Source organism: Phenylobacterium sp. (assembly GCF_031360265.1).
GTDB lineage: Bacteria > Pseudomonadota > Alphaproteobacteria > Caulobacterales > Caulobacteraceae > Phenylobacterium.
The window spans coordinates 16,222-27,451 of record NZ_JANMBF010000077.1; the positions used below are offsets into that span (position 1 = coordinate 16,222).

An 11,230-nucleotide genomic window follows, 5' to 3' on the forward strand; every position below is an offset into this window, starting at 1 on the left:
GGTGCAGGCCGCCGCCAGACACGAGGGCCGCGACACCGACGCGGACTGGCGCGAACTGGGCGCCACCCAGCCCTATTGGGGCGTGCTGACCCATGCCGACTATCGCACGGAGAACCTGACGCCGGCGAATCTGGAGGCGTTCTATGCCTCGGGCGCAGACCACATCGGCGATATCGTCCGAAGACTGACGATCCTCGCCCGCAAGGCGCCGGGCGGTCGGGCGCTTGACTTCGGCTGCGGGACCGGGCGGCTGGCGCGGGCCATGTGCGACCACGCCGGGTCGGTCACCGGCTACGACATCTCGCCCGGCATGCTGGATGAGGCCCGCCTGCGCGGCGGCGGCGCGACCTATGTGGACGCCCTGCCAGACGGCCCGTTCGACTGGATCAACTCGTTCATCGTTTTCCAGCACATCGCGCCCCGGCGCGGTCTAGCGATTCTGGAGGATCTGCTGGCCCGGCTGGCCGACGACGGCGTGGTCAGCCTGCACCTCACTGTCTGGCGCGACGCCCGGGTGACGCCAGAGGTCCCGCGCGGCTGGCGGCGACTGGCCCAACCGCTGCTGGCGCGCTGGCGGCTGGCGCGACTGAAGCCCGGCGCGATTCTGATGTACGACTACGATCTCTCCGCCGTCGTGCGCCTGCTGAACAAGGCTGGCCTAGCAGACCTGACCCTGATCACCACCGATCACGGCGGCCACCACGGGGTGATCATCCTGGGGCGCAAGACCGCCCGCCCGCCCACCGCTCGAAGCCCCGCCTGAGGACCCCGCCCCATGGTCGAACTCGCACTGCCGAAGAACTCCCGCGTCCAGAAGGGCCGCCATCACCCCGCCCCCGCCGGCGCGGGCAAGACCAAGACCTTTCGGGTCTACCGTTACGATCCCGAGGGGACGGAGAATCCGCGCTGGGACACCTATGATGTGGACGTCGACGCCTGCGGGCCGATGGTGCTCGACGTTCTGATCCACATCAAGAACACGCTCGACCCGACGCTGGCCTTCCGTCGATCCTGCCGCGAGGGTGTGTGCGGATCCTGCGCCATGAACATCGGGGGCCGCAACACGCTGGCCTGCACCCACGGCTGGGCCGAGGTCCCCGGCCGCGACGTCCAGATCAGTCCGCTGCCGCACATGCCGGTGGCGAAGGATCTGGTGCCGGACATGACGCTGTTCTATGCCCAGTACGCCTCCATCGAGCCCTGGCTGCACACCGAGACGCCCGAGCCGCAACAGGAGTGGATCCAGGCGCCGGAGGACCGCGCGAAGCTGGACGGCCTCTACGAATGCATCCTCTGCGCCTGCTGCACGACGTCGTGCCCCAGCTACTGGTGGAACAGCGACAAGTACCTGGGCCCCGCCACCCTGCTGCAATCCTACCGCTGGCTGATCGACAGCCGCGACGAGGCCACCGGCGAGCGGCTGGACGCGCTGGAAGACCCCTTCAAGCTCTACCGTTGCCACACCATCATGAACTGCGCCCAGGTCTGCCCCAAGGGCCTCAACCCCGCCAAGGCCATCGCCGAGGTCAAGAAGATGCTGGTCGACCGGGTGGTGTAGAGGGGCCTTCGCCTGAGGACGAAACCGTCGTGAGCGGAGGGCCGCGGACTGCCCCGCCGCCCGATTCCAGTTGAGCCGCTTTGCCCCCTGGATCCCGGTGCTTCAGCCCGCATGCGCGGGCTTGGGGCGGGCAGCTCTGTGGTCGGTGATCCCAAGTTCGGCGCCCCGATGTGCGCAGAGCTTGAGTTGACGCTGTGGCTGCTGTTGGGCATCGAAGGCGGATGACCAATCCGGCCGCACATGTGGTGATCGTCGGCGCCGGCCATGCGGGGGGCGCGGCCGCGGCGCTGTTGCGCCAGTATGGCCACGCCGGGCCGATCACCCTGGTCGGCGAGGAGCCGATCCCCCCCTACCAGCGCCCGCCGCTCTCCAAGGCCTGGCTGAAAGGCGAGGCCGACGCCGACTCCCTGGCGCTGAAGCCCCTGGAATTCTATGCTGAGCACGGCATCGACTTCCAGCCCTCGATCACCGCCACCGCCATCGACCGCGACCTGAAGTTGGTGTCGCTTTCCGACGGCTCGACGCTGGCCTACGACGCCCTGATCCTCGCCACCGGCGCGCGCGCCATCGCCCTGCCGATCCCCGGCGCGGACCTTGAGGGCGTGATGTTCCTGCGCACCGCCGCCGACGCGGAATTGCTGAAGGCCACCGTCGGGCCGGGCAAGACGCTGGCCGTCGTCGGCGGCGGCTATATCGGGCTGGAGGTGGCCGCCTCCGGCCGGGCCCTGGGCGCCGAGGTGGTGGTGCTGGAGCGCGAGGCGCGCCTCTTGGCCCGCGTCGCCTGCGAGGTGCTTTCGAGTTTCTTCAAGGCCCGGCACGAGGCCCACGGCGTCACCTTCGAACTGGGTGCCAGCGCGGTGGCCTTCGAGGGCAAGAACGGCCAGGTGACAGGCGTCACCCTGGCCGACGGCCGCACCGTGCCTTGCGACGCCGTGGTGGTGGGCGTCGGCGCGGCGCCGAACGACGAGCTCGCCCGGGCCTGCGGCCTCGACGTGGCGCGCGGCGTCGTTGTCGACCTGGAGGCGCGCACCTCGGACCCGGCGATCTGGGCCATCGGCGACGTCGCCCACCGGCCGATGCCGATCTATGACCGGATGTTCCGCATGGAAAGCGTGCCCAACGCCCTGGAAGGCGCCAAACAGGCCGCCTGCGCCATCACCGGCCGCCCCGCCCCGGCCGGCGAGGTGCCGTGGCAGTGGTCGGACCAGTACGACCTGAAACTGCAGATCGCCGGCTACGCCTTCGATGTCGACGAGATCCTGGTCCGCGGTGACCCTGCGTCAGGCAAGTTCGCGGTGTTTCACCTGAAGGGCGATCTGGTGCAGTCGGTGGAAGCGATCAATTCGCCGCCGGAGTTCATGATGGGCAAGCTGCTGATAGGCGCGCGCAGGCCGGTGGACAAGGCGAGGCTTGCGGACCCATCCATTTCCATGAAAGAGGTCGCGGCCTGAAGGTCGCGCGAGGGGTTTATGGCCAAGATTACCTACATCGAACACAACGGGACCGAGCACGTCATCGAGGTGAAGACCGGGCTCACCGTCATGGAGGGGGCGGTCAAGAACAACGTCCCCGGCATCGACGCCGACTGCGGCGGCGCCTGCGCCTGCGCCACCTGCCACGTCTATGTGGACGCGGCCTGGAAGGACAAGACCGGCGCGTCCTCGGCCATGGAGGAGAGCATGCTCGACTTCGCCGAGAACGTGGAGCCCTCGAGCCGCCTGTCGTGCCAGATCAAGGTCACCGACGCCCTGGACGGCCTGGTGGTCCGGATGCCGGAAAGCCAGCACTGAGCTCGGCCGTCGCCGGCTGGAAGGTCCGGGCGGCGCAGCTGCCCAGGCTCCCGGTCACCAGGGGATCGGCGCGCCGTCCCAGCCATAGAAGCCGCCGCTGTCGGCCGGACCGAGGCCGTCGAGCACCCGCAGGATGTGGCCGGCGGCGGTCGGCGGGGTGAACAGCTCGCGCCCGGACCCCGCGAACGGCTGGCTCAACGGCGTCGCCACCGTGCCGGGATGGAGCGTCACGCAGACCCCGAGCGGGTGGGTGCGACGGTGTTCGATGGCCGCGGTTCGGATCAGCATGTTGAGGGCGGCCTTGGAGGCGCGGTAGCCGTACCAGCCGCCGAGCGCGTTGTCGCCCAGGCTGCCCACCCGCGCCGAAAGCGCCGCGAAGACGCTCGCTCTATCCCGTGGGGCCAGCGGCAGCAGATGCCTGGCGATCAGCGCGGGGCCTGTGGCGTTGACCTCGAACAGCCGGGTCAGGGTCGCGGCGTCGAGGGCGCGCAGGGCCTTTTCCGGCGCCGCGCCGGGGGCGTGCAGCAGGCCGGTGGCCACCACTACCCGGGTCGGCGTCCCCAGGCCCGCGATCCGTCGCGCCGCCGCCGCCAGCGTGGCGTCATCGAGCAGGTCGGCGGGGAGCCAGGTCCGTCGGGCGTCGTCGGTCCAGCGGTCGGGCCGGCGGCGCGAGAGCGCCACGACATGCGAATAGCGAGCGTCGTCGCGCAGCGCGGCGATCAGGGCGGCGCCGATGCCGCCCGTGGCGCCCGCCACCACCACGATGTCTTCGGTCACGCGACCCTCAGCCCCGCAGGATCAGCGTGCTGGCCATCAGGCCGCGCCCCGACGCGCGATGGCCTGCAACGTCGGACGCGCGCGCAGGAAGGCCAGGTAGGCGCGCTCGAGAAGCCAGAGCACCGGCGGCGCAGAGGCCACGAAGGCCAGCGCGCGCAGGCCGGGAAGGACACGCCACATGGCCACGAAGGCCGCGGCCCCCGACAGCATGGCGCCGCCCCTGGGCTGGGCGTGCAGCCGGGCCAGCCGCGCGGCGCGGTCCGTCGGGCAGGCGCCGGGCAGGCTGAGATCGACGAAGGCTATGGCCCTTGACCGGTCGAGCCGGCGCATCAGCCCGATCTCCGCCGTGCAGATCGGGCAGTCGCCGTCATACCAGACGGTCAGCCGGCCCGGTTCGCCCGCCGCTACCGCGGCCCGGCGAGCCATGCATAGGCCGAGTGGTTGTGGATCGACTCGAAGTTTTCCGACGAGACCTCGTAGCGGGCGATCCGCGGGTCGGCCGCCAGGGCGACAGCAATATCGCGCACCAGGTCCTCGACGAACTTGGGATTGTCGTAGGCCCGCTCGGTGACGTACTTCTCGTCCGGCCGTTTCAGCAGGCCCCACAGTTCGCAGGACGCGCTGGCCTCGGCGATGTCGATGAGGTCCTCGACCGGCACCACCGCCTCGTCCGCCAGGGTCGCGGCGATGACGATATGGGACCGCTGGTTGTGCGCCCCATAGCGCGAGATCTCCTTGGAGCAGGGGCACAGGCTGGTGACCGGAGTCAGCACCTGCTGGGTGATCTCCAGCCGGCCGTCCCGCTGTTCCGCGCGCAGGGTCAGGCGGTAGTCGAGCAGGCTTTCGACGCCGGAGACCGGGGCGGCCTTGCGCACGAAATAGGGCATCCGCATCTCGATCATGCCGCTCTCGGCGCCGAGCCGCGCCAGCATCGCCGCCATCAGCGTCCCCAGACTCCGCCCCGAAAGCGGCTCACGGGTCGCGTCAAGCACCTCGAGGAACCGCGACATGTGGGTGCCCTTCACATTGCCCGGGAGGCTCACGTACATGTCGATCTCCGCCACCGACGGCTGCGCGCCGTCGCGCGTCGCCACCAGCATCGGATGGGTGATCGCCTTCACCCCCACCCGCTGGATCACCACATCGCGGACGTCCGGGGACGACTGGACGTCGGGCAGTTCGTTCGCAATCATATCCATGGTGGTCTCGCGGCCTCGCTATTTGTCCTGGACAAATAGGCCACATTTGCCCAGTGTCCATGCCTATGTTGAATATTGTCCATGACAAATAGCGTCGACCTCGATGTTTCGGCCCTGATGAGCATCGCCGCGGTCGAACGCGACTGCGGTCTGGCCAAGGACACGCTGCGCGTTTGGGAGCGTCGCTACGGGTTTCCCCAACCCCTGCGCGACGCCCATGACGAGCGGCGCTATCCGGCCGACCAGGTGGCCAAGCTGCGTCTGCTGCGCCGGCTGATCGACACCGGTCATCGGCCCGGAAAGATCGTCGGCCACTCGATGGAGGATCTGTTGGCCCTGCTGCGCGGCCCGGAGGCCCACGGCCCCGAACCCGAAAGTCCCGCAGCGCGGGAGGTGCTGGCGCGGCTGGCGGCCCATGACGCCGAGCGTCTGCGCGACTTCCTGGCCGCACTGCTGACGCGGACGGGATTGCGGGCCTTCGCCGCCGAGATCGCACCGCAACTGGCCCATGCGGTAGGGGCGGCCTGGGCGCGCGGGGAGCTGGAAATCCACCAGGAGCACCTGTTCACCGAACAGTTCGCCACCGTCTTGCGCGGCGCCATCAACGCGGCGCTGGGCGCCGGCGCGCCGCGCGATCGGCCACGGGTGCTGCTCAGCACCCTGCCACAGGAGCCGCACGCCCTGGGATTGCTGATGGCCGAGGCGATGTTTGTGCTGGAGGGGTGCCGCTGCATTTCGCTTGGCGTACAAACCCCGGCGCCGGACATCGCCACAGCGGCGCGCGCCCACGGCGCCGACATCCTGGCGCTGTCGTTCTCGGCGATGGCGCCCGCCGCCCAGGCGCAGGCGGGGCTCGCCGAACTGCGGGCGGCGACGCCGGCCGCCATGGAGATCTGGGCCGGCGGCGCGTGTCCCGGCTTGCGCGCCCAGCCCGGCGTCATGGTCGTGCGCGGGCTGGACTCCATCGGTCCCGCCGTGGCGGCCTGGCGACTGCGGACGGGCTCGAGCCAAGCGCCCCGATGACGGTGCTGGTCTGGTTCCGCCGGGACCTGCGGCTCACCGACAACCCGGCCCTGGCCCATGCGCTTTCCACCGGCGAGACCATCGTGCCGGTGTTCATTCGCGACGACGAAGACGCGGGCGACGGGTCGCCGGGGGCGGCCTCGCGCTGGTGGCTGGACGGATCGCTGCAGGCGCTCGATGCGGACCTCCGGCGGCGCGGAGGAGGCGGTCTGGTCTATCGCACTGGGCCGGCGGAGGCGGTAGTCGCGGCGCTGATCGAGGAGACCGGGGCCCGCGCCGTGGTCTGGAACCGGGTCTATGAGCCCTGGGCGATGCGGCGCGACAGCCGGCTGAAAGCGGCCCTGAAGACGAAGGGCGTCGCCGCCCGCTCGTTCAACGCCACGCTCCTGTGCGAGCCGGGATGGCTGCGCAACAAGCAGCGCGAACCCTACAAGGTGTTTACCCCGTTCTGGCGGGCGTTGCGGGCCACGGTCCAGACGCCGCCGGGCCTCCCCGCGCCGGACCGGGTGGCGAACGATGCAACGGCCCCAAGCGAGCGCCTGGAGGATTGGCGGCTGCGCCCGACTCGGCCCGATTGGGCCTCAGGGCTGGCGGCCGAATGGTCGCCGGGCGAGGCGGGCGCGGCGCGGCGGCTGGAGGCCTTTGTCGGCCAGGCGGTCTTCGACTATGCGGACCAGCGAAATCTGCCGGCGCTGGCAGGGACGTCCCGGCTCTCGCCCCACCTGCACTTCGGTGAAATCGGGCCGTGGCAGGTGTGGCGCGCGGCGACAACGGCCGCCCAGGCGACGGTGGGCGATCCCTTCCCGGGCGGCGTCGAGACCTTCCTGTCGGAGCTGGCCTGGCGGGAGTTCAGCGCTCACCTCTTGTTTCACGTCCCCACGCTGCCGACAGCGGCGCTGAAGCCCGAGTACGACCGCGTCGCCTGGCGCGACGACCCACCGGCGCTGGAAGCCTGGCGGCGAGGCCGCACCGGCTATCCCATCGTCGACGCCGGCCTGCGCGAACTGTGGGCCACCGGCTGGATGCACAATCGCGTGCGGATGATCGTAGCCTCGTTCCTGATCAAGGACCTGCTGATCGACTGGCGCCAAGGCGCGGCCTGGTTCTGGGACACCCTGGTCGACGCGGACCTGGCGAACAATGCGGCGAGCTGGCAGTGGGTGGCGGGGTCGGGGGCCGATGCGGCGCCCTATTTCCGGGTGTTCAACCCGGTCTCCCAGGGCCAGACGTTCGATCCCACGGGCGCCTATGTGCGGCGCTGGGCGCCGGAACTGGCGGGCCTGCCCGATACGCTGATCCACGCGCCGTGGACCGCCACACCCGATCAGTTGAGCAAGGCCGGGGTGGTCCTGGGGCGCGATTACCCCGCGCCGATCGTCGACCACGCCGTGGCCCGCCATCGCGCGCTCGACGCCTATCGCGCGGTCCGCACGACGGATCTGTGACGGCGACGCGCGGCTATGTCAGTTCAGCGCGGCGGGGAACTTCGGCAGGGAGGTAAAGTCCTCCGGCACGTGCTCGCGGACAACGCGGGCGTGGGTTTCGGCGGCGATCTTCTCGACCAGGTCCATGCTCTTCAGCGTCTGGGCGCGGTCGGTGTTGAAGCGCGGCACGCGGCGCGCGGCGCGGCTTTCGGCGATGTGCCACAGGTCGCCGGTGAGCAGGACCGGCCCGGCCTTGGGCAGGCGCACCAGCAGCACGGTGTGGCCGGGCGTGTGGCCCGGCGCCTGGATGATCGTCACCGAGCCGTCGCCGAACACGTCATGGCTGGCGTCGCCCTCGATCAGGATGGTCTTGGCGGTCTCCAGGGCGGAATAGGCCCCGAACTCGATCTTGTTGGCGCGCTGTCCCGGGCGGAAGGCAAAGGCGCGCTCGTCAGCGTCGACGATCCAGGTCGAATGGGCGAACAGGCCGGCGTTGCCGATGTGGTCGAAGTGGCTGTGCGAGACCGAGAGGTACCGGATGTCGTCGGGGACCAGGCCCAGCTGCTTCAGCTGGTCGGTGAGCTTGTGCAGCACGGTGAGCCCGCCCGGACCCTTGCCGCCGGGCAGGTCGGCCAGGGTCTGCGGCACGCCGGTGTCCCACACCAGGTCGCCCTTGGGATGGCGGATCAGGTAACAGGGGATGACCAGGCGCTTGGCCACGCCCCTATAGGCGCCGTCGTCGGCGAAGGCGTCGGCGTTGGGAATGTCGTAGGTCCCGCAATCCATCGCATAGAGCTTCAGGCCGGAAGGGCCGGGCCGGCCCTTGTCGGCGGCGGCGGATCCGCCGGCCAGCAGCAGGGCGGCGGCCAGGACGCCGGTCAGAAAGCGCGCGGACATGGGGGTCTCCGGAGGTCTGTCGAGGATCTGTCCGGGGCAGCCTGCACGCGGAACGCGCGCTTGTCACGCCGCGCTCAGCTGTCGGCGAGGCCGCTGGCCGCCAGCGCCGCCAGCGCCGTGGCCGTGGTGAACAGGCCGCGTTCGTCGAGAAACACCGAGCCCGAGGCGATCTCCCGCCACGGCTCAGGCGCCTGGCTCATCACCAGGCGCAGCCGCGCGGAGGGCGGCCAAAGCCCGCCGGGCGCCTGCTCGGCGACAAGGCTTCGCGCGCAGACCCGCGCCGCCGGGCCGCGGGGAGTCAGCAGCCGCAGCAGTTGAGCCCGCTCGAACGCGCCGTGCGCGCGGAAGCCGGCCAGCCGGGCGCGCAATCCCGGCGTGGGCGGCACGGGCGCGTCCCCCTCTGCGCCAGCGGCCAGCACATAGAGCGGCGTCACCCACCAGAAGGCCTGGGGGAACGCCGACCCGGGATCGGCCGGCGACGGATCGGCGGCAAGCTCAATTCCGCAGGCGGCCAGGGCGCGGCGGGCCACGGCCGTGACGTCCGGCGCCGGCGCGCTCCAGAAGGTCCTGGGCGTGGCCTCGGCGGGGTAGGTCATGGCCTGGCCGTCCCGCAGGCAGCCTTGAAGGAACTCAACCGCGGCGGCCGGTGGCGAACGCTCCCAGCCACGCAGCGCCAGCAGCGCCCAGGCGGTGGAATCGGCGTCGTCCGGAGTCGCCCCGTTGTAGCTCCAGCCGGCCCCGCCGCGCGCCGCTTCCAACCAGTCGAGCCCTTCGCCAATGGCCGGGTGGCGCGCCAGACCCATCGGCCGCGCCCGCTCCGCTCCGGCCAGTCGCGCCAGCAGATAGGCGGTAACCCAGCGGTCTGAGACTCCCACGGGCAGACGGAAGTCGGTCCAGTGGCCGTCAGACCGGGCCGCGAGCAAGGCGGCGACACCGCCTTCGACCGCGGCGTGGATCGACGGCGGCCGGGCGCGGCGGCGGGGGTGAGCCGGGCTGGCCACCCGTGGCGGCGAGACATAGACATTCAGGTGCGCCTGCCCGTCGGGTTCGCAGCCCAGACCGACGAAGCGGGCGATGGCGCAGCCGGCGGGATCCGGTTGATCAACCCCGAGCGCGCCAAGGGTGCGGGTCAGGGCGCCGGTCGCCAGGCCGAGGCGTCCGGCGAGGGCCTCGGCGGCCTCGATCACCTCGGCGTCGCCCGACATCCACCTCGTTACCGCCAGGTCGGTCTTCAGCGACAGCCGCTCGTCGGCGTGAACTTCCAGGCTGACCACAAAGGCGCCCGCGGGGTAGCGATCCGTACCGGTCTGGCCCAGCAGATCCAGCATGGCGCGCACCGCCTCGGCCGATCCCTGGGATCCGCACGCGTCGTACCAGGGGGTGAGGCCGGCCGCGCCGACCGCCTCGGAGCGGAAATAGGCCTTGATCCGGCCGACCCCGCCGGGCGGCGTCAGGTCCACCGCGAGGCCCACCGGCCAGAAGCCTGGCGAGCAGGGGCCCGACAACCGGCAGACCTGCGCCAGCGCTCGCTCGCGGCCGAACGCCTTCAGCAGCCGCCCAAATCTGAGCCAGCGATCCCGCGCATGGCCGCGGTTGAGATTGAAGTAGGGCTTCAGGCGGACGGTATCCCCGCCGACAGCGACCCCGATCCAGGCGGCGCTGCGCCAGTGTTCGGGCCAGGGCTCCCCGGGCGTCGGACAGAGGATCTCGGCGATCCGGTCCAGGGGCGACGGCGCGTCGCCGGCGACGCGGGAGGCCGTCGCAACCCGGCCAAGAGTCAGTCGCAGTCGCTCCGGCGCCGGGGTGAACGGCCGTCCGGTCTCGCTGAGGAAGCCCCAGTCCGCCCCCGTCGCGCCAACGCGGACCACCCACTGGAACGGTACGCCGTCCGCGTTGATGAACGAAAGCCCCTCGAACGGCCCCCGGGCGGGGCGGTCGAGGGACTCCGCGCCCAGCAGATACAGGATCGCCCGCACGCGGGCCGCCGCGGCCTGGCTTTGCGGCGCCAGCGCCAACAGGCCTTCAAGCTGCGCCTCGATGCAGGCCCTCAGGGTCGCGCCGCCAGCCCGCACCAGGACGGCAGTCGAGGCGCGGGATAGCTCGGCCCAGGCCTCAACCCGCGTGATCATGGGCGCTGGACGATATCGACCGAGCCGTCGCCTCCGTTCGGGCCATTGCCGCCCGTATTGCCGTTGGGACCTGGCGCGCCGTTGGGGCCGGTGTTGCGTCCGCCGCCGCCGGGGCCGAACCCGCCGCCCGCGCCCGCCGCGCCGCCGAAGCCGCCGCGACCGCCCTGCGCGTTGGGGTGCAGCGTCCCGGTGACGATGCTCTTGGCGACCACGGTGATATTGCCCCCCGAGCCCCCGGGGCCGCCGGAGCCGCCGTCGCCGCCGCGCGCGCCGTTGCCTCCGATCGCCCCGTCAGCCCGGGCGTCTCCGGTATCGGCCGGGTAGCCGGCCTGGCCGCGTGGGCCGCGGGGGCCGCCGGGCCGGCGGGGGCCTCCATCGCCGCCCCGGCCGCCTCGGGTGTCGATGTTCACCCCGACCACGAAATCGTTGACCT

Annotated in this window: 11 protein-coding genes and 1 pseudogene; 6 read left to right on the top strand and 6 right to left on the bottom strand. The window is 71.4% G+C overall.

All coding sequences use genetic code 11. The features are described from left to right. Window position 1: 1 nt before the first annotated feature. From RMN86_RS06485 to RMN86_RS06500, 4 genes are all read left to right on the top strand, one after another. Window positions 2–763, top strand: coding sequence for a class I SAM-dependent methyltransferase (locus tag RMN86_RS06485; protein WP_309605017.1), 762 nt, complete (start codon window positions 2–4; stop codon window positions 761–763). 12 nt (window positions 764–775) lie between these two features. Further along, on the top strand, window positions 776–1,558 hold the full coding sequence (locus tag RMN86_RS06490; protein ID WP_309605018.1) for a succinate dehydrogenase iron-sulfur subunit: 783 nt from the start codon (window positions 776–778) through the stop codon (window positions 1,556–1,558). A gap of 221 nt (window positions 1,559–1,779) precedes the next feature. Beyond that, on the top strand, window positions 1,780–3,009 hold the full coding sequence (locus RMN86_RS06495) for an FAD-dependent oxidoreductase (protein ID WP_309605019.1): 1,230 nt from the start codon (window positions 1,780–1,782) through the stop codon (window positions 3,007–3,009). Window positions 3,010–3,027: 18 nt separating this feature from the next. After that, complete coding sequence (locus RMN86_RS06500; protein ID WP_309605020.1) at window positions 3,028–3,348, top strand: 2Fe-2S iron-sulfur cluster-binding protein; 321 nt, start codon at window positions 3,028–3,030, stop codon at window positions 3,346–3,348. 54 nt (window positions 3,349–3,402) lie between these two features. On the opposite strand, the gene RMN86_RS06505 is transcribed toward RMN86_RS06500, so the two are convergent. Genes RMN86_RS06505 through folE2 form a run of 3 tightly spaced genes read right to left on the bottom strand, consistent with a single transcriptional unit; the run spans window position 3,403 to window position 5,324 of the window. Beyond that, window positions 3,403–4,125 carry an SDR family NAD(P)-dependent oxidoreductase gene (locus RMN86_RS06505; RefSeq protein ID WP_309605021.1) on the bottom strand — a complete coding sequence of 241 codons (723 nt, stop codon included), beginning with the start codon at window positions 4,123–4,125 and terminating at the stop codon, window positions 3,403–3,405. A 36-nt stretch (window positions 4,126–4,161) separates the two neighbouring features. Continuing rightward, window positions 4,162–4,551 (bottom strand): DUF393 domain-containing protein, encoded by a 390-nt coding sequence (locus RMN86_RS06510; RefSeq protein ID WP_309605022.1) that lies wholly within the window; start codon window positions 4,549–4,551, stop codon window positions 4,162–4,164. After that, window positions 4,530–5,324, bottom strand: a complete 795-nt coding sequence (folE2, locus tag RMN86_RS06515; RefSeq protein WP_309605023.1) for a GTP cyclohydrolase FolE2 — start codon at window positions 5,322–5,324, stop codon at window positions 4,530–4,532. Before folE2 ends, RMN86_RS06510 begins: the two co-directional genes overlap by 22 nt. 81 nt (window positions 5,325–5,405) lie before the next feature. Here folE2 and RMN86_RS06520 point away from each other — a divergent pair, with 81 nt between their 5' ends. Both RMN86_RS06520 and RMN86_RS06525 read left to right on the top strand, forming a co-directional pair. Then, entirely contained in the window at window positions 5,406–6,347 is a 942-nt protein-coding gene (locus tag RMN86_RS06520; RefSeq protein ID WP_309605024.1) for a cobalamin-dependent protein, read from the top strand. Next, a complete protein-coding gene (locus RMN86_RS06525) occupies window positions 6,344–7,792 on the top strand; it encodes a deoxyribodipyrimidine photo-lyase (RefSeq protein WP_309605025.1) in 1,449 nt (482 codons plus the stop codon). Before RMN86_RS06520 ends, RMN86_RS06525 begins: the two co-directional genes overlap by 4 nt. An 18-nt stretch (window positions 7,793–7,810) precedes the next feature. Here RMN86_RS06525 and RMN86_RS06530 read toward each other — a convergent pair whose 3' ends face one another. From RMN86_RS06530 to RMN86_RS06540, 3 genes and pseudogenes are all read right to left on the bottom strand, one after another. Further along, window positions 7,811–8,668: an N-acyl homoserine lactonase family protein gene (locus RMN86_RS06530; protein WP_309605026.1), complete on the bottom strand. Its 858-nt coding sequence runs from the start codon at window positions 8,666–8,668 to the stop codon at window positions 7,811–7,813. A 74-nt stretch (window positions 8,669–8,742) separates the two neighbouring features. Continuing rightward, complete coding sequence (locus tag RMN86_RS06535) at window positions 8,743–10,797, bottom strand: hypothetical protein (protein WP_309605027.1); 2,055 nt, start codon at window positions 10,795–10,797, stop codon at window positions 8,743–8,745. After that, window positions 10,794–11,230: pseudogene (locus RMN86_RS06540) on the bottom strand (hypothetical protein); the annotation flags it as partial. The gene RMN86_RS06535 and the pseudogene RMN86_RS06540, both read right to left, overlap by 4 nt.

What these genes read in the sequence shown, in the direction of transcription:
- RMN86_RS06490 (WP_309605018.1), top strand. Translation starts at nt 776, where the DNA reads ATGGTCGAACTCGCACTGCCGAAGAACTCCCGCGTCCAGAAGGGCCGC.
- RMN86_RS06495 (WP_309605019.1), top strand. Translation starts at nt 1,780, where the DNA reads ATGACCAATCCGGCCGCACATGTGGTGATCGTCGGCGCCGGCCATGCG.
- RMN86_RS06500 (WP_309605020.1), top strand. Translation starts at nt 3,028, where the DNA reads ATGGCCAAGATTACCTACATCGAACACAACGGGACCGAGCACGTCATC.
- RMN86_RS06510 (WP_309605022.1), bottom strand. Translation starts at nt 4,551, where the DNA reads ATGGCTCGCCGGGCCGCGGTAGCGGCGGGCGAACCGGGCCGGCTGACC.
- folE2 (WP_309605023.1), bottom strand. Translation starts at nt 5,324, where the DNA reads ATGGATATGATTGCGAACGAACTGCCCGACGTCCAGTCGTCCCCGGAC.
- RMN86_RS06520 (WP_309605024.1), top strand. Translation starts at nt 5,406, where the DNA reads ATGACAAATAGCGTCGACCTCGATGTTTCGGCCCTGATGAGCATCGCC.
- RMN86_RS06525 (WP_309605025.1), top strand. Translation starts at nt 6,344, where the DNA reads ATGACGGTGCTGGTCTGGTTCCGCCGGGACCTGCGGCTCACCGACAAC.
- RMN86_RS06530 (WP_309605026.1), bottom strand. Translation starts at nt 8,668, where the DNA reads ATGTCCGCGCGCTTTCTGACCGGCGTCCTGGCCGCCGCCCTGCTGCTG.
- RMN86_RS06535 (WP_309605027.1), bottom strand. Translation starts at nt 10,797, where the DNA reads ATGATCACGCGGGTTGAGGCCTGGGCCGAGCTATCCCGCGCCTCGACT.